The sequence below is a fragment of the Rhodococcus sp. H-CA8f genome (assembly GCF_002501585.1).
In the GTDB taxonomy this organism is placed as follows: domain Bacteria; phylum Actinomycetota; class Actinomycetes; order Mycobacteriales; family Mycobacteriaceae; genus Rhodococcus_F; species Rhodococcus_F erythropolis.
This window is the reverse complement of sequence record NZ_CP023720.1, coordinates 5,072,228-5,089,417: the sequence shown is the minus strand read 5'-3', so window position 1 is coordinate 5,089,417 and position 17,190 is coordinate 5,072,228. Positions and strand designations below refer to the sequence as shown.

At 64.5% G+C, this 17,190-nt stretch carries 11 protein-coding genes and 1 pseudogene; 5 read left to right on the top strand and 7 right to left on the bottom strand.

What is annotated here, in order from left to right; all coding sequences use genetic code 11:
- Positions 1-105: 105 nt before the first annotated feature.
- Positions 106-1,239 (bottom strand): DUF3068 domain-containing protein, encoded by a 1,134-nt coding sequence (locus CPI83_RS23715; protein ID WP_019747133.1) that lies wholly within the window; start codon positions 1,237-1,239, stop codon positions 106-108.
- Positions 1,240-1,455: 216 nt separating this feature from the next.
- Here CPI83_RS23715 and CPI83_RS23710 point away from each other — a divergent pair.
- Positions 1,456-2,571 (top strand): annotated as a pseudogene (locus CPI83_RS23710) (acyltransferase); the annotation flags it as partial.
- Here the strand turns inward: CPI83_RS23710 and CPI83_RS31420 are convergent.
- From CPI83_RS31420 to CPI83_RS23690, 4 genes are all read right to left on the bottom strand, one after another.
- Positions 2,529-6,863, bottom strand: a complete 4,335-nt coding sequence (locus tag CPI83_RS31420) for an alpha-(1->3)-arabinofuranosyltransferase family protein (protein ID WP_097387794.1) — start codon at positions 6,861-6,863, stop codon at positions 2,529-2,531. The pseudogene CPI83_RS23710 and the gene CPI83_RS31420 sit on opposite strands and share 43 nt — an antisense overlap.
- Positions 6,864-6,906: 43 nt before the next feature.
- Positions 6,907-7,080, bottom strand: a complete 174-nt coding sequence (locus CPI83_RS23700; RefSeq protein ID WP_003945488.1) for a DUF2613 domain-containing protein — start codon at positions 7,078-7,080, stop codon at positions 6,907-6,909.
- A gap of 129 nt (positions 7,081-7,209) precedes the next feature.
- Positions 7,210-8,298 (bottom strand): isochorismate synthase, encoded by a 1,089-nt coding sequence (locus CPI83_RS23695; protein WP_097387793.1) that lies wholly within the window; start codon positions 8,296-8,298, stop codon positions 7,210-7,212.
- A gap of 45 nt (positions 8,299-8,343) precedes the next feature.
- A complete protein-coding gene (locus CPI83_RS23690) occupies positions 8,344-8,811 on the bottom strand; it encodes a universal stress protein (RefSeq protein WP_003945900.1) in 468 nt (155 codons plus the stop codon).
- 101 nt (positions 8,812-8,912) lie between these two features.
- Here CPI83_RS23690 and CPI83_RS23685 point away from each other — a divergent pair, with 101 nt between their 5' ends.
- Both CPI83_RS23685 and CPI83_RS23680 read left to right on the top strand, forming a co-directional pair.
- Positions 8,913-10,091 carry a glycoside hydrolase family 3 N-terminal domain-containing protein gene (locus tag CPI83_RS23685; RefSeq protein WP_097387792.1) on the top strand — a complete coding sequence of 393 codons (1,179 nt, stop codon included), beginning with the start codon at positions 8,913-8,915 and terminating at the stop codon, positions 10,089-10,091.
- 72 nt (positions 10,092-10,163) lie between these two features.
- Positions 10,164-10,763 carry a TetR/AcrR family transcriptional regulator gene (locus tag CPI83_RS23680; protein ID WP_003945885.1) on the top strand — a complete coding sequence of 200 codons (600 nt, stop codon included), beginning with the start codon at positions 10,164-10,166 and terminating at the stop codon, positions 10,761-10,763.
- Between the two features lie 100 nt (positions 10,764-10,863).
- Here the strand turns inward: CPI83_RS23680 and CPI83_RS23675 are convergent, their stop codons facing one another.
- A complete protein-coding gene (locus CPI83_RS23675; protein ID WP_042950937.1) occupies positions 10,864-11,727 on the bottom strand; it encodes a MaoC/PaaZ C-terminal domain-containing protein in 864 nt (287 codons plus the stop codon).
- Positions 11,727-13,073, bottom strand: a complete 1,347-nt coding sequence (locus tag CPI83_RS23670; RefSeq protein WP_003945596.1) for a 3-oxoacyl-ACP reductase — start codon at positions 13,071-13,073, stop codon at positions 11,727-11,729. Before CPI83_RS23670 ends, CPI83_RS23675 begins: the two co-directional genes overlap by 1 nt.
- A gap of 130 nt (positions 13,074-13,203) precedes the next feature.
- Here CPI83_RS23670 and CPI83_RS23665 point away from each other — a divergent pair, with 130 nt between their 5' ends.
- Together CPI83_RS23665 and CPI83_RS23660 are read left to right on the top strand one after the other, a co-directional pair.
- The gene (locus tag CPI83_RS23665) at positions 13,204-14,559 is read left to right on the top strand and encodes an acetyl-CoA C-acetyltransferase (protein ID WP_019747140.1); all 1,356 of its coding nucleotides are present in this window, start codon (positions 13,204-13,206) and stop codon (positions 14,557-14,559) included.
- 294 nt (positions 14,560-14,853) lie between these two features.
- On the top strand, positions 14,854-17,190 hold the full coding sequence (locus tag CPI83_RS23660; protein WP_097387791.1) for a VanW family protein: 2,337 nt from the start codon (positions 14,854-14,856) through the stop codon (positions 17,188-17,190).

Here is a 17,190-nt window from a genome sequence, read left to right as displayed (position 1 = left end):
GGAACGACCCGTTGCGCCAATCCGTACGCCGATCCGGCAACAAAGTCCCGAAATGCAGCAGAGCGCCCCTTCCGTGTGGAAGGGGCGCTCTGCTTACTGCCTGAATCAGTCCTTGCGCAGATCCGGACGCGGGATCACCTGAGTGTCGTCCGAGGTCCAGTCGTGCTCACCCGGAGCCGGCTCGGGCGAACCCTGGCCGCTGGGATTCTGGTTCGTTCCGCCGTGTGCAGCGCGGGCCGGAGTTCCGCCCTTGCCGCCGCGAAGGCCGAGGAAGATACCGGCGATCAGCGCGATGACTCCGAGGACACCTGCCACGATCGGGACGGTGCGGCCGAACAGCGAGAGCTTGTCCATGCCGTCACGCGCCTGCTGGACCTGGTACTCGATGGTCGCCTCGTCGAAGGGCAGCGTGACCTTGAGAACCTCGACGTCGACGGCATCCTTGTTGCGGCCGTAGTACTGGTGCAACTGCTCCTGGCCCTTGACGACGACACCGGTCTTGGGCTCGACCCACAGATCACGGACGTTGGTGTACCAACGCGTCATCGTGATCGGGGTTGCGCCGCCGGGAACGCCCCAGGTGTCAGCGGGAAGGCTCAGCTTGTTGGTGGGGGAGTTGACGACCTTCGACAGGTCGACGGGATCGATCGTCTGCTGGAAGTGGTACACCTTCAGACCGTTGATCTCGGTCTCTTCGACGAAGTCGATGTCCTTCGTGGCGCGAGCGTTCAGGTCGAAGTAGGGGTAGCTCTTCTGTTCCGTGTTGAACGGGAACTTGTACTGCAGACCGTCGCGGGAAACTTCTTCGGCGGGCTGGTCGCTGGACGTCTGGACGGTTCCGACCGGATCGTTGGTCGGCATCGAGCTGACGCGATCGAGCGTGACGCGGTCCAGGGTTGCGGTCAGCAGTCCGGTATCGCCCTGCTTGTCGGTACGACGGACCGTCTGGCCGGCTTCGACGGTGATGATGTCGGCGTCGGACGGGTCCTGCGTGGTGACGTAGCGCTGAGCGACGATCGGCACGTTGGTGTCGACCTGTGCCTTTCCGCCGAGGAGGGCCGCCGAGTTGAGGACGCTACCGGTGCCCGTGGCGACGGTGGTCACCTCGAGGTCGAGTGGCGTCTTCTCCAGCTTGCCTACCGTGTAGGTAGGAATGAGGATGGCGATGGCCAAAAGGAAGGCACCGAGGCCCACCAGAATGCAAGGAAGTATCCGGCTCGGCCCTGAGCGTTCCGCCATGCTGTGACTCCTAACCCGTTAAGTCTTTCGAGGTTCCCCAACCGGCACAATATGAGCTGCGCAGATCGCATGGGGCCCCCGATGGACACCATGTGTGGCAGAACACTAACAGTCCACCGGCCCGGTTTGTCGCATGAGGGCATGAATTGGCCAGGCATTTTGTTGTGAGTCCCTGGTGGTTTCCCTCAATCGGCCTGGGGTGCACACTTATCCGTGATGATCAGTTCCACGAATTCCTCTCAGACGGTCCCGCCACAGGCTCGGGGCTTCGTTCCGGCTTTGGACGGTATGCGTGGATTGGCCGCGCTCGGCGTCCTCGTCACCCATGTCGCGTTCCAGACCGGTGAAGCGCAGTCCGGTGCGATCGGGCGCGCGTTCGGTCGACTCGATCTCGCCGTAGCGGTGTTCTTTGCCTTGTCCGGATTTCTCCTGTGGCGCCCCCACGCGGCAAAGGCTCGCGGAATCGGGCAGCCGCAGTCGACCGTCCGGTACTGGATCTCCCGCGCGACGCGCATTCTGCCGGCGTACTGGGTGGCAGTGGTCCTGATCCTGCTGTTCCTGCCCGGAGCCGGCGGGGGCTACCAAGTGTGGCTGGCGAATCTCGGGTTGGCGCAGGTCTTCGTGCCGTTGACACTCACCGAGGGCCTCACGCAGATGTGGAGCCTGTCGGTCGAGGTGGCGTTCTATGTTCTGCTGCCGCTTTTCGCGTATCTGATGGTCCGACTACGAGGAAACTCGGTCCGGTTCCGGCTGCCGCTTCTGCTCGGGGTGTCGGTCTTGGCCTTGACGTGGGCATTCATTCCGATTCCGACGCCGGACGCTATCCACCACGACAACTGGTTGCCGGGCTACCTGCCGTGGTTCGGCGCCGGCATGGTGCTGGCCGAGCTGGCAGTGGGCCCGTCGACATGGGTGCATCGCCTCGCGCACCGTCGGGTACTCCTGACCCTGATTGCCTTTATCGCCTTCGTTCTCTCGTGCACTGATCTGGCCGGGCCCGAAGGTCTGGTGCGGCCTGAGCCGTGGCAGTACGCGATCAAGATTGCACTCGGTGCGATCATCAGCTTCTCGTTGATCGCGCCACTGGTTCTGCGCGATCAATCGCAGCATCGGTTCCTGGCCAGTCCATTGGCGCTGGCAATCGGACGCTGGTCCTACGGCCTGTTCATCTGGCACCTGGCCGTACTGAACGCTGTGTTCCCCGTATTCGGCATAGTTCCGTTCTCGGGCAGCTTCTTCTACGTCCTGGCCCTCACGGTCGTCCTGAGCGTCGCTGTGGCCTCGGCCAGTTACGCCTTGGTGGAGGAACCGGCGCGCGTCGCGGTCACGCGGTGGGAGAAGCGCCGCCACATCGGTGAACCGGCAAAGGGCAACGCGGCCAACCCGGTCACGACCAAGGCCACCAACATCGAGAACTGAATCGCGAACGAGTCGCCCACATAGCCGCCCGGCGCCCGCCACGGTCCGGTCGAGAGCAGCGTGATGCCGATCATCGCGGCCACGCCGGCGGTGCCGACGAGAATGCGTGCGGTCCGAGCCGGGCCGAAGATTCGCAGCGCGGCAAGTCCGAGGATCGAGCACACAACTGCGATCGCCGCTCCCACTCCGCCGCCGATGACGGTGGCCGCCGCGAGCACGCCCACCCATCCTGCCGCGACGCTGCGCCACGGTCGGGGTGGTGTGAGGGGCTTGGGCTCTCGGCGCGTGGGGACAAGAGCCGCGAACAACAGCGGGATCAGCAACACGAGCCCGCCGAAGATGCCGAGGCGGTACCAACGGTCGCTGGGGAAGTCGATGGTGACGGTTCCCGCGGTGCCTGCCGGCACGATCCAGCCCTGCTGCCAACCGTTCACGACCACCGGCGTCAGCTCGGAACCGTCCGGCGCCGTGGCGATCCAACCGATGCTGGTGCTCTCGGGATTGACGATCAGCTGATCGGCGGACGAGTTCGTGACGGTGAGTTCGCGGTGATTCGCCGTCCACGCGGTCGATTCGAGCGGTGTATTCCGTTGCGCGGCTGAAGGACCGACCGCCGTCAGATCGAGATTGTCGACCGAGAACGCGGGGCCTGGTTCGACGACCACTTCAGGCTGTCCCGCCGGCAAAGTCGCCGAAGCGTCCAGACCGCACACACGTGCCTCGACGGGTGCGCCGGTCCGAAGTTGCGTCGCCGTCGCCGTGATCGAGGTGGGGAATTGCTGTCCGGCAACCGAAATGGTCGGGCCGTCGCCACAGGTGACGGTGACGGTGCGGTTGTCGAATGATTCTGCGCCCTGCACTCCGGAACCGGCGATCGGGGTTCCGTCGGCACCGACGACGCCGACCTCGGCGAGGCCGGTGGGCTGCGCCTGGGCGAAGCCGAGCGCCGTCTGATCGAGGACCGGTTCCCAAGCGGTGATGCTCAGGACGATCTTGTCGGTGACGAAGGGGGCGAGGGTAACTCGACTGGTTCGAGGCGTGTCGTCCGAGGGTTCGGGCAGCTCTCGCACCTGCGGCCCGTTGCCGAGATTCACCGCGACACTGGTCGGCAGCGACGGCAGAGTGCCAAGTCCCCGCGTGATGTCCAGGCCGGTGACCAGGGTGGGCTCGGGAAGATTGAGAGTCAGCGTCGGTTTCGGGCCGCCCGGTTCTGTGGTGCTCTGCGGCGCCGACCACGTGGTGCGTGCGTCGCCGTCGGTGGCAGCGAAGGCAGATCCGCGTGTGTCGCCGATGTCGCTCGAACCCGAAGCCGTGATTCGGCCGGGGACGGAAAGCAGATCTTCGAGGGCGTTGCCCTGACGCGCTCGGACAGTCAGTGTCGGTGCAACGACTGTGTTTTCGGGCACCGTGAGCGTGCGCTGGAAGCGGCTCGGCTCTTCCGGTATCGCCATGAATGCATTGCTGCACCGCACGCGGTCCGTCGAGTCGGCGCAGGCGTTGCGGCCGGGGAACTCCTGGCTCAGGTTCCACGCGTTCACAGATGCGCCCGTCGGCGTGCTCGGCAGGACTGTGTCGAAACGGATCGGTACGGTCTTCGGCGCGCTGCGATCGGAGAAGTCTTCGACGGAGAGTTCGCTGATGCCGAACTGTGTTCCAGGCGATCCGTTTTCGGTGTGAGTCGCTGTGACGCGTACCCACGGAGTGTTGCCGCCCGGGATCGAGACGGTGATGGGCTCACCGGGACGCTCCACCTTCACCGCCGTGCTGCCGTTCGGTGTCGAGACCTCGAGCCATTTGACGGGAGCTCCGATTGCCGCGGCACTGGTGGTCAGATGAAGCAGCCCACTGGAAATCGGTGTGTCGAAGTCGATCTGCAACCACTGGCCCAGCGCGCGCTCGATGCCGTTGCTGAACCAGCCGGTGGCCGGATCGCCGTCGACCGTCGACGCGGGACTGCTCGACGGTGAAGTGCCGCCCAGCTGGGTGGCGTCGGAGGCGGCGCTGGAAACGGTGATCGAAGCGCCGCTCCAAAGGCCTTCCACGAGAGGCGTGTTCGCAACCGGGTAGTCGGGCACCAGATTGTAGGTACGACGAGCGTCGTCGGGGGTGCGCAGGGCGGAACTGTGGTTGTCGACCTGACCGAAATCGGTTTCTCGATCGCGCGGTGTGTCGGTGACGGTGACAGAATCGACGGGCAGTCCCGCAGCTTCGGCGTCGGCGGCGAGAATCATCGGCCCGGTCCCCGGAACCAGCCCGCTTTCGTGAAGTCGTACAGACGATTCCGGCCCACCTTGTACACGCGGAACCTGGTTCAGGTCGACGGAGTACGGGCCACTGACCGCCGGGGTGCCGTCGGGCGGGGTGACCTCGAAGATTTCGATGGCCGGGTAACCGGGACGCAGATCGCTGTCCGCGACCAGCCCTTCGATCGGTTCGGGGCTGTCGTTTTCACCGAAGTGGGCGACTCGCTCGATCCCCGGCGAGCCTTCGACCGCCTGGTGCACGAGTATCGGCCTGGCCGAGCGCGACGTTTCGCCGTCGAGGTCGTTGCGCATCACCAGGTAGTGGATGCCCTGCCCAAGCAAGGTCTGTGCGAGGCCGTCCGACGGACGTCCGTCGGCGATGAGACGTTGCACGGAATCGAGCGCTCGGATTGCGCCGGGAGGGGTCAGCGGGACCGAGTCACGCACCGCCCACGGCGTACTCGCCAAAGCCTGAAGCGGTTCGTCACGCGTCAGACCCCAGACTTGGCTGCCGAAGGGCGCTCCCGGGACGACCAGGGCACGTTCGGCTTCCGATCCGGGGGAGGTGTTGTCCTCGAGCCACTGCGCTGCTTCGTTCCAGTACGAGGGAACGTCCGGATACGCACCGCGGGGAGCGAGCTTTCCCGTCCAGGCCAAGGCGGTGGAGAGGGTGAGGGCAACGAGGATCAGGCTGGTCAGTGCGACCATCGGTTCGCGCTCGGGATGGGCGAACGCGCGGCGCCATCGGGCGAGTGGAACCGATCCCGGTAGTGGCACTTTGGCCAGCAGGTGTGCGAGTCCGAGCACCAGCGGCAGACGGACCAACGGCTCGAGCTTGTGGACGTTGCGCAGCGGCGCGCCCGCCGAGTCGAGGAACAGGCGTACCGACTCCGACACCGGTGAGCTGAGTTCACCAACGTATCCCGCGGCCAGGCCGGTGATACCGACGAACAGGATGAGCGTCAGCCGGCCGCGAGCAGGCATGGACCGCATGCAGAGCCCGGCGAGGCCGGCGGCGGCAACCAGACCGGTGGCGACAACTGCTGCGGGTTGGGTGACCAGGACGGCGCCGGCAATGCGTTCGGGGGAGACGAACGGGGTCCAACTGTCCGTGCCGCGAAGTATCTCGGCCAGCGACGCCCATTGCGTGGTGACACCGGCGGACTCGATGTAGTCGAGGAACGGTGGGCTGATCTTGCCGAGCAGAAGTAGCGGCACGATCCACCAGAGCGTGCCGAGAGCGACGAACAGCGCCCACCACGCGGTGAACGTCAGCCATGTTCGGTTGGGTTTGTGCGAGAGCCACCAGATGATCGCGACCAGGCAGGCCGCGGCGGTGGCGACGGCATTGATCGAACCCATGAGCGCGACGGCAAGCGCGGATTGTGCGGCTAACCGCCTCAACCCCCGTGAGTGGTTAGGGAGTCCAGGGACTCCTTTTCCACGCACAGGGGCGAAGGCCAAAATCACCGGCAACAACACCCACGGCGCCAACATCATCGGCAGGGTTTCCGAGGAAATCGAACCGAGCGTGGTCAGCACGCGGGGAGAAAGAACAAAGGCAATCGCTGCGATGACGCGCGAACTACGGCTGCCGATACCGAGAGCCTCGGCAACTCGGATGATGCCCCAGAATCCTGCGATCAGAAGCAGCGCCCACCAGATGCGCTGGGTGATCCACGGCGGAACGTTCGCCAACTCGCCGAGCGCGAAGAACGGCCCGTGCGGAAAGAAATATCCGTAGGCCTGGTTCTGAACCTGGCCGAGCGGGGCCTGACTACTCCACTGATGCGACGCGCGTTCGAGAAAACCGAACGGATTCTGCGTCAGGTCGTACTTGGTGTCAGCGGTGATCAGACCCGGCGATTGCAGAAAAGTGAGAAGAAACGCTACGACGGAGGCGCCGAACAGCCACCGCTTCGACAGGGGCTCTGCCGACGGGGCGGTGTCTACCGAAGACACCGCCCCGTCGGCGGAAGAACGGGAACTCGCGAGGCCTGCGCTCTCAGCGGCTGCCGTACTCAACCTGGTTCAGCACGGAAGAATCTGCGTTTCCGCTGCGGTCGATCTCGGGACGAGTGTTGTCCGACGCGGCGGCCGTGACACCGAAGATGACGCCGGCACCCAGAACGGCACCGATGACAGCGCTGGCCACACCGGGGACAAGGAACTTCGTCATCGCGGATCTCCCAATTGGTCGTTAGTCGGTCGTTCGCGGTCGGACGGACTTACCGGCCCGTACGAACTGCTCGGGTCAAGGTATCACCCGCACTCGAGAATCCGGACGATTACCCTCGTGACGTGCTGGTCAGTCGAGGGTTTCGGTACCGAGCGCGGTCAACAGAGTGCGCAGTTTCGTAGATGTCTCGTCGAGTTCGTCCTGTGGATCCGATTCGGCGACAATTCCACCACCCGCGCTGGCCCAGGCGTTGCGGCCGTCCGCACTGATCTCGGCGCAGCGGATGGCAACCACCCAATCGCCGTCACCGGCCCCGTCGCACCATCCCACGGCGCCGCCGTAGAAACGGCGAGGCTCCTCGGTCTCGCGGATGACTTTCAGTGCCGCGTCGGTGGGTGTTCCGCACAGCGCGGGCGTCGGATGCAGAGCGATGGCGAGGTCGAGCGCAGTGGTGTCGTTTCGCAGCGTGCCGCGGATCGGGCTGGCCAAGTGCCAGACCTCGTGAGTATTGGTCAGTTCGGGAGTTGCCGGCACCGACAGATCACTGCACATCGGTTGCAGGACCTCGCGGATCCACGCCGTCACGAAGGCGTGCTCGGCCAGATTCTTCGTCGAATGCAGAAGGCTTTCGCCTGCCTCGCGGTCTTGATCGGCGTCGGCGGATCGCTTGGTGGTGCCGGCCAACGGGCGACATGTCACGACGCGCCCGCGTCGACTGACCAATACCTCGGGCGTCGCGCCGACCAGGCTGTGGCCCTCGAATTCGGCTCCCGCAGCAGAGAGGTCGACGGCAAAGGTGTTGGCGACGGGATTGAGCGCCGCCATGCGTGCGGCGAGCGCGGTCGGGGAGATCGGGGTCTGCGTGCGAAGTTCCACAGTGCGAGCCGCGACAACCTTGTCGATCTCTCCACTGCGGAGACGTCCGATCAACTTTTCCACTCGACGAAGATGCTCCGACGACGACGGGATCTCCCGGTCAACCCGGGTCGTGGGCAGGGCCTGGGGATCGAGCGGTTGCCACGGCCGCGACGCGATCGTCGCCTCGGCAGGTTCGTACAACGCCGTTGCGGCAGCCGGGTCGAAGGGGAGCGCTCCGACGATCAGCTTTGTCGTACCTGCCGACAGAGCGTGGGTGGCCGCGTCGGAGCTGTCGAAGCTGCGTCGTACGCCGCGGGTGACCACGCTGTGATCGGGGCGCGAGAGAACAAAACCGTCCATGGTGGTTTCGACACTAGTCGGCCACGGATCAGGAATGCGCGAAGGTCACTTCCCCGGAGGGACGATCAACACCGGCCGATGACTGTGACGCAGAACATGATCCGCGACGCTGCTCTGCAGTAGCGACCGCAAACCCGTAGTGCCACGGGTGCCGGTCACGATGATGTCGACGTCCAATTCGTCTGCGGTTTCGCAGATTGCAGACCAGATCGCGGATCGGCACTCGGCGCTTCTGCCTTCGACGGTCAGGCCTGCGGCCTCGGCCAGTGCGACGCCCTCGGCGAGGGTGACTTTGGCGTCGGTGTACGCGATGTCCTCGACGTCGTCGTCGGGAACCCACTCCGGTTGCATCACCCCGGACAGGCCGGACATGCGAGCGGCCTGGCGAACCATCGGCTCCCAGGCAGTGACGAGAACAGCACGATTGGCGGAGAGGAAACGCCCCGCATAGTCGACTGCACGCTTGGCGTTGTCGGAACCGTCGTACGCGATGAGCATCAGACCTTGTGGCATCACGACCTCCTCGTCAGCGGGGGAATCGGTTCTCTTCCAGGCTACCGTCCCGATGTGCCCGTGAGGGAGTGTATGGGTACCGGGTCCGTTACGGTCGAGGTATGCGGATCAAGTTTCTGAAGGCTGCGACGACCATTGCATTGTGCGGAGGGTTGGTTGCGGGATGCTCGGGCGAAAACGGGACCGCCGATCCGGTTTCGAGCGCCCCGACCAGCACCACCTCCGAGATCACGTCGACGCCTGCGGCATCCAGCTCCGCGCCCGTCGCCGCGTCGTGCGGTAGTGACCTTGTGGCTTCACTGTCCCTGCGTCAGAAACTTGCCCAGCTGCTCAACGTCGGCGTCACCGGGACCGACGACGCGTTGTCGATAGTGCAGAACGAGGAGATCGGCGGCATCTTCGTCGGAAGTTGGACCGATCAGTCGATGCTCACCAATCGCGAAGTGCCGCAGGTTGCTTCGGCGTCGAAGTTGCCGTTGACGGTGACGATCGACGAAGAAGGTGGACGAGTTTCCCGCGTCGCGGACATCCTCGGGCCCGATCCGTCGGCCAGGGAAACGGCGCAGACCATGACAGTGGAACAGACGTACCAGATGGCGCTCGAGCGTGGACGCGGGTTGAAGGATCTCGGGATCACCGTCAACTACGCCCCCGACGTCGACGTCAGCAGCCAACCCGACGACTCCGTGATCGGGGACCGCTCGTACTCCGACGACCCCCAGATCGTGGTTGCCTACGCCGGTGCGTACGCGCAGGGTATGCGAGATGCCGGAATCTTCCCGGTGATCAAGCACTTTCCCGGACATGGCAGCGCGTCGGGTGACTCGCACCGGGGCGAGGTGACAACGCCGCCGCTACAGGATCTGATCGCGTCGGACCTGATTCCCTTCCGCGAGCTGTCGGGGACCGGAGTCGGCGTCATGATGGGTCACCTCGAGGTTCCCGGTCTGACCGAGCCCGGTACCCCTGCCAGCATCAGCCCCGCAGCCGTCGCGTTGCTTCGCGACGGAGTGGGTTACGGCGCAGCGCCGTTCACCGGCCCGGTATTCACCGACGACCTCAGCGGAATGCAGGCGATCACCGACCGATACGATATTGCCGACGCGGTTCAGGCTGCGCTGGTGGCTGGAGTCGATCAGGCATTGTGGCTGACAACCGACGACGTTCCGCGGGTGCTCGACCATCTCGAGCAGGCCGTCGCGTCCGGTGAGCTTCCGCAGGCGCGGGTCGATCAGGCCGTGGTCACAGTTGCCACTGCCAAAGGTGCCGTGACCTGCTGAGTCGAAGTCAGGATTCGACGCACAATCTTACCGTAGAGTAAGATCGACATTTACCCTGTGGTTGGAGGATGCATGGCCGGCGGTACCAAGCGACTGCCACGCGCAGTGCGTGAGCAGCAGATGCTCGACGCGGCTGTGGACGTGTTCTCCGACAGGGGGTTTCACGAAACTTCGATGGACACCATCGCAGCCAAAGCCGAGATCTCGAAGCCGATGCTGTACCTGTACTACGGCTCGAAGGAAGAGCTGTTCGCGGCGTGCATTCATCGTGAAGGGCTCCGCTTCCTCGAAGCGCTCGCCCCGGCCGGCGCGCCGAACCTGACTCCGCGTGAACAATTGCGCGCCGCTCTCGAGGGCTTCCTCGGGTTCGTGGGCGCAAACCGCAAGTCGTGGATGGTGCTCTACCGTCAGGCCGTCGGGCAGCAGGCTTTTGCGGGAACCGTGCAGTCCAGCCGCGATCGGTTGATCGAGTTGACTGCGCATCTGCTCGAGTCCAGCACCAAGGATCCTGATGCCGCGCACGATTACGGGATCATCGCCATCGCGCTCGTCGGCGCCGGTGAGGCGGTAGCCGACCGGGTCGCGGGTGGGGAAATCGAGGTGGATGCCGCAGCGGATCTACTCGAATCCCTCGCGTGGCGCGGTCTGTCGGGCAAGAAGAAGTCCGAATAGCCCCCAAACCAATCTGAGCGAACGTACCTTTCCGCGCATCCAAGGCGCCGAAAGGTACGTTCGCTCAATTTGGGTGGGTCGAAACCCGACAAAACTCAGGTCAGCGCAGCGTCGCAGTGACGTGCGGGTAACCCTTCTTCGGGTGACGCAGTGACAGATCCCAGCCGTCGTCGGTGCGATCAGCGTAGGCATTCAGCGTCGCCGGTAGCAGAATCGGCTTGCCGAAACGCACGCTGTAGGTGACCTTGTCCGCGACGGACCCCTCGACGGTCCGCAGAACTGCCGCGGCACTCCACATTCCGTGAGCAATGGTCTTCGGGAAACCGAAAGCCTTGGCGCCCAGAGACGAGACGTGAATCGGATTGCGGTCGCCGGAGACGGCGGCGTACTTGCTGATCGTGGTCTGGTCGACGCGGATGGTGCTCATCGGCATCGGCGGGACCTCGTCGGCCTTGGGCTCCGGACCTGGCTGGCCGGACAGGGAGGTCTTCTGCTGGTTCAGGAAGCTCGAGGTCTGTCGCCAGACCAGTTCCCGTCCCACCCGAATTTCGGTGATCACGTCGATCAGCAGGCCCTTGCGGTGCTCACGCAGGTTCTCGGCATGCACCGAGAGGTCAAGCGGTTCGCTGACGGAGATGGGCCGCAGCGATTCGATGACGTTCTCGGCGTGAACGGAGCCGACGGCGGCGAAGGGGAAGTCCTTCGACACCATCAGCTTCATCACGGTCGGGAAGGCCAAGGTGAAGGGATACGTGATCGGCAGAGTGTCGCCGAATCGCAGTCCGGTCACGCGGCAGTACGCCGCCAGATTGTCGGTGTCGACCTTCAGTCCGGTGAGGGTGAAGGTCTGCTGTGGCACCGAGCGCGAGTTGGACTTGTTCCACGGCAACAATCCCAGTACCGCCCGGGAGTAGATGTCGATGGTCTTCGGCTGCTCGGTGAGCGCGACGGTCTTTGTTGCCATCATGCGCCCAGGAGGCTCTGGCCGCAGACGCGAACGACCTGTCCCGTAACGGCATTGGAGGCCGGGCTGGCGAAGTATGCGACGGTCTCGGCGACGTCGACGGTCTCGCCGCCCTGCAGGAGCGAGCTCATGCGGCGGCCGGCTTCGCGGGTGGCGAAGGGGATGGCTGCGGTCATGGCGGTCTCGATGAAGCCCGGTGCGACGGCGTTGATGGTGATGTTCTTCTTCGCCAGGACGGGAGCTTCGGCGTGTACGAGGCCGATGACGCCGGCCTTGGAGGTGCCGTAGTTGGTCTGGCCGCGGTTGCCCGCGATGCCGGCGATGGAGGAGACGTCGACGACGCGGCCGCCTTCCTTGAGGGCGCCCTTCTCGACGAGGTGCTCGGTGATCTTCTGCGGTGCAAGAAGATTGACGTTCATGACCATGTTCCAGCGGCCCTCGTCCATGTTGGCGAGGGTCTTGTCGCGGGTGATGCCGGCGTTGTGGACGATGATGTCGGCTCCGCCGTGACGCTCGAGGAGGTGAGCTGCGAGGACCTCGGCTGCGTCGGCCGCCGTGACATCGAGGGCGAGGGACGTGCCGCCGACCTTGTTCGCGGTCTCGGACAGTGCTTCGCCGGCGGCCGGGATGTCAGCGCAGACCACGTGTGCGCCGTCGCGGGCCAGGACCTCGGCGATGGTGGCACCGATGCCGCGGGCTGCGCCGGTGACGACGGCAACCTTGCCTTCGAGCGGCTTGTCCCAGCTTGCGGGCGCGACGGAATCTTCAGCACCGACGACGATGACCTGGCCGTCGACGAAGGCGGACTTCGCCGAAAGGAGAAAGCGCAGAGTCGATTCCACGCCGGACAGTCCGGTGGACGCCTTGGGGGAGACGTAGACCAGCTGAGCGGTGGAGCCGCGCTTGATCTCCTTGCCGACGCTGCGGGTGAAGCCTTCGAGCGCGCGCTGCGCGACATGCTCGTCGACGCTCGACGTTTCTTCCGGCGTCGTGCCGAGAACGACGACGCGAGCCGACGGTGCGAGGTTGCGGATCACGGGCTGGAAGAACTCGAACAGCTGCTCGAGCTCGCTGACCTGAGTGATTCCGGTGGCGTCGAACACGAGTCCGCCGAAGCTGCTGTCGTGTGCCTGAGCCGCCGGGTAGTCGGAGAGCAGTACGCGAAGTGGTTCTGCGAGCCGACCCTTGCCGCCGATGAGGACAGGTCCGGCGAGTGCGGGTTCCCCTGCTTTGTAGCGACGCAGGTTCTCGGGCCTGGGCAGGCCGGCCTTCGACGCGATGAATGCGCCGGGGGCGGACGAGAGGAACTGTGAATAGAGGTCGGGAGCTCCCTTGCTGGCTGCCACGGTCCTACCTTCTGTTGTGTTTCGGGTTGTCTCTCACCGGGCAATCGGAAGAATGCGGCGATAGACAAGTAACTTACTACTGAGTAAGAATAGTCTTCAACAGGTAATCGCACCATCCTTGGAGACGCAAGTGACAAGCAAAGCCCGTTCAAACGCAAAGCCCGCCGCACCGCGCACCGCACCGGCCGCAGCCGCTGCGAAGTCCGCAGGTCAGCGCCGTCCGGTTGCGATCGTCGGCGGAAATCGCATTCCGTTCGCACGCTCGGACAAGGCGTACGCACAGGCGTCCAACCAGGACATGTTCACTGCGACGCTCGACGGTCTGGTGAGCCGATTCAATCTGCAGGGCGAGAAGCTCGGCATGGTCGTCGGCGGTGCGGTGCTCAAGCACAGCCGTGATTTCAATCTCATTCGCGAGTCCGTTCTCGGCAGCGCGCTGAGCCCGTACACGTCGGCGTACGACCTTCAGCAGGCGTGTGGCACGGGACTGCAGTCGATCATCGCCGTCGGCGACGCCATTTCGGCCGGCCGCATCGATTCGGGCATCGGCGGCGGCACGGACACCACGTCCGACGCCCCGATCGGCGTCAACGATCAGGCGCGCGAGTTCCTGCTCTCCCTCAATCGCGCGAAGTCCACGGGCGACCGCATCAAGCTGCTCGGCAACGTCCGTGCGGGCATGCTCGGCCTCGAAATTCCGCGCAACGGCGAGCCTCGCACCGGCAAGTCGATGGGTGACCACGCTGCGATCACCGCCAAGGAATTCGGCATCAAGCGCGAGGATCAGGACGAACTTGCCGCTGCCAGCCACAAGAACATGGCGGCTGCCTACGACCGCGGCTTCTTCGACGACCTCGTCACCCCGTTCCTCGGCCTGACCCGCGACGACAACCTCCGTCCCGGTTCGACCGTCGAGAAGCTGTCGACGCTCAAGCCCGTCTTCGGTACCAAGCTCGGCGACGCGACGATGACGGCAGGCAACTCGACGCCGCTTACCGACGGCGCTTCTGCAGTGCTCCTCTCCACCGACGAGTGGGCAGCCGAGCGCAACCTTCCGGTTCTGGCGCACCTCGTCGATTCCGAAACCGCTGCCGTCGACTACGTCCACGGCAAAGACGGGTTGCTCATGGCTCCCACGTACGCGATTCCGCGTTTGCTGGCCCGCAACGGTCTGACCTTGCAGGACTTCGATTACTACGAGATCCACGAAGCCTTCGCTTCGGTGGTTCTGGCAACCCTGCAGGCCTTCGAGTCCGACGAGTACTGCAAGGAACGCCTCGGCCTCGACGGCGCGTTGGGATCGATCGACCGAAGCAAGCTCAATGTCAACGGATCGTCCTTGGCTGCAGGTCACCCGTTCGCGGCAACCGGCGGACGTATTGTGGCTTCCCTCGCAAAGATGCTCGCGGAGAAGGGTTCGGGCCGCGGCCTGATCTCGATCTGTGCGGCCGGCGGCCAGGGTGTCACGGCGATCATCGAGCGGTAACCGCTCCACAATCTCCCCACGTGCGTGAAAACTGCGCTCACCTGCAGTGATCGTGGCGAGGGGATGCGTAATCGGGGATCCGGCCACGAGGGGTGGCCGGATCCCCGAACTCTTTGCAAACTTTTTCGCGCAGGCGTGTAACGCTGCAGAATAGCTACCGATATTCATGACAGCCCCGTGTTGCTGCCTGACCCCCGACCTGGCAGCAGCGCGGGGCTCTCGTATGTCCGGATATCCTGTATTGAGTTGTCGGTGAGCGCCGCAGCGACGGTTGATGCAGCGAGGAGCCAACAGGTGAGTGACGAAGAGGGTCCGTCCGTCGAGAAGACGAACAGCGAGGACTCGTCCCTCCCGGAACAGGAACTCGAGTCGGTCGAGGAACCTCAGGCGGTCGAAGAGACCGAGTCGGTCGAGGAACCTCAGGCGGTCGAAGAGACCGAGTCGGTCGAGGAACCTCAGGCGGTCGAAGAGACCGAGTCGGTCGAGGAACCCAAGACCCCTGAGGACACCGAGGCGGTTGTCGAGGCTGAATCAGTAGAACCTGAACCAGCCGAAGCACCAAGGCCTGTCGACGAAGAAGCAATCGATTCCACAGAAGCGACAGTCGACGAAGCAGTAGACGAGCCGACAATCGTCGAGCCCACAATCGTCGAACCGGCCATCGACGAATCGGCAAACGAGGTCACCACCGTCATCCCCGTCGTCCCAGCGGAGGACGCACCGCCGACGGAAGTAGTCGACTCGGCTCCGGCGACAGAAACCATCGACGAGCAGACAGAGCAGTTCGAGCCCCCGGCAGTGGTGGTTCCCCCGAAGCCGCCGCGTCCCGAGTTCGTGCAGCAGTACGACACCCAGCAATTCGAACCCATCCAGCAGCAGTACGAGCCTGTTGTCCGCGAACCAGAGGCAGTTGCAGCACCAGCACCTCAACAACAGCCAGAAGCGCCCGCTCCGGAGTCTTCCCGTAAGTGGGTCAAACCGGCGATAGCAGTCGGCGCCATCTTTGCGGTCGCAGTGATTGCCTACGGAGTGGACATCTTCACGTCGTCGGGGAAGACACCACGCGGCACCCAGGTCGCCGGGGTGGACATCGGTGATCTCACGCCTGCCGACGCAGAGGCCACGCTGCGCGCCGAACTCGGCCCAAGGCTCGTCGAACCGGTAGCGGTACATGCCGGCGGCGTCGATTCCGAGATCGTTCCCGCATCTGCGGGTGTGGACGTCGACTGGTCGGCGACGCTCTCGGGCGTGAACGCTCAGCCGATCAACCCGATCACCCGCATCACGTCGTTCTTCGGCTCCCGCGAGGTGCCCGTGGTGTCGACGGTCGACCAGGGTGCGTTGGATGCCTCGATGTCGCAACTTGCGGCGAACAGCGCTCGTGCGCCCGTCGAAGGCGCAGTCGTGTTCGAGAGTGGGAAGGCGACGGGTGTTTCACCTGCCGCCGGCCAGGCTCTCGAAACGCAGCAGGCGGGCGCAACGTTCGCCGCGGAGTGGTCTGACGGTGGCGTCGTCGATCTTCCGGTCGACGAGGTGCCGGTGACGGTCACTCAGGCCGGTGTCGATCGCGCACTGCAGGAGATTGCCATTCCGGCTGCCTCGGGTGATGTCGTGGTCAACGGCCGTGACGGCAAGGTTGCGACGCTCGGCGTCGACCAGATCGGTGAGGTTCTGACCTTCACCCCTGACGGCTCGGGTGGGCTGACTCCGCAGTACAACACGGATGCTGCGATCAAGATTCTGACTCCGCAGTTGGTATCGACTGAAGTACAACCCAAGGACGCGTCGTTCACCTTCGCCGGTGGTAAGCCGTCAGTTGTGCCGGGTGTTGTCGGTGATCTGATCAACTGGCCGGACACGGTCAAGGAACTTCCGGTTCTGCTGGGCAGCACGGCGTCTCGGGCAACACCCGCCGTGTACGGACCGGTCCCGCCGGCGTTGACCACCGAAGCCGCGGATGCCCTCGGCATCAACGAGGTGATCGGCGAATTCACCACCGGTGGTTTCGAATACGCGTCTGGTGTGAATATCGGCCTGGCCGCATCGGAGATCGACGGGGCCGTGATCAAGCCAGGGGATACGTTCTCGCTCAACGAGTACACGGGCCCGCGCGGTGCGGCTCAGGGATACGTCGAGTCGGGGATCATCAACAATGGTCGCCCGGACAAGGCTGTCGGCGGCGGTATCAGCCAGCTCGCGACGACGCTCTACAACGCGACGTATTTCGCAGGCATGGACGACGTCGCGCACACTGAGCACAGTTACTACATCTCGCGGTACCCCGAAGCGCGTGAGGCGACCATCTTCGATGGTGCGATCGACTTGCAGTTCCGTAATCCGGCGAAGACCGGCGTGATGATCGAGACGATTGCGACGTCGTCGAACATCACCGTTCGGATCTGGGGAACCAAAACCGTCGATGTCGCTTCGACGACCGGCCCGCGTACGTCGCCGACGTCGCCGAACACCGTGACGTTGCCGGAGGGGCCTGGTTGTGTGGCTTCGAGCGGTGCGCCCGGATTCACGGTCAGCGACACCCGCGTGATCACCGACCACGCGAGTGGCGCCGAAATTTCCTCGAACACCCGGACCGTCAAGTACGACCCGGTGCCGATCGTGAAGTGCGAGTAG

Excerpts from the sequence above, each read along its gene's own strand:
- CPI83_RS23715 (WP_019747133.1), bottom strand. The coding sequence starts at position 1,239 with ATGGCGGAACGCTCAGGGCCGAGCCGGATACTTCCTTGCATTCTGGTG.
- CPI83_RS23695 (WP_097387793.1), bottom strand. The coding sequence starts at position 8,298 with ATGGACGGTTTTGTTCTCTCGCGCCCCGATCACAGCGTGGTCACCCGC.
- CPI83_RS23685 (WP_097387792.1), top strand. The coding sequence starts at position 8,913 with ATGCGGATCAAGTTTCTGAAGGCTGCGACGACCATTGCATTGTGCGGA.
- CPI83_RS23675 (WP_042950937.1), bottom strand. The coding sequence starts at position 11,727 with ATGGCAACAAAGACCGTCGCGCTCACCGAGCAGCCGAAGACCATCGAC.
- CPI83_RS23680 (WP_003945885.1), top strand. The coding sequence starts at position 10,164 with ATGGCCGGCGGTACCAAGCGACTGCCACGCGCAGTGCGTGAGCAGCAG.
- CPI83_RS23690 (WP_003945900.1), bottom strand. The coding sequence starts at position 8,811 with ATGCCACAAGGTCTGATGCTCATCGCGTACGACGGTTCCGACAACGCC.
- CPI83_RS23700 (WP_003945488.1), bottom strand. The coding sequence starts at position 7,080 with ATGACGAAGTTCCTTGTCCCCGGTGTGGCCAGCGCTGTCATCGGTGCC.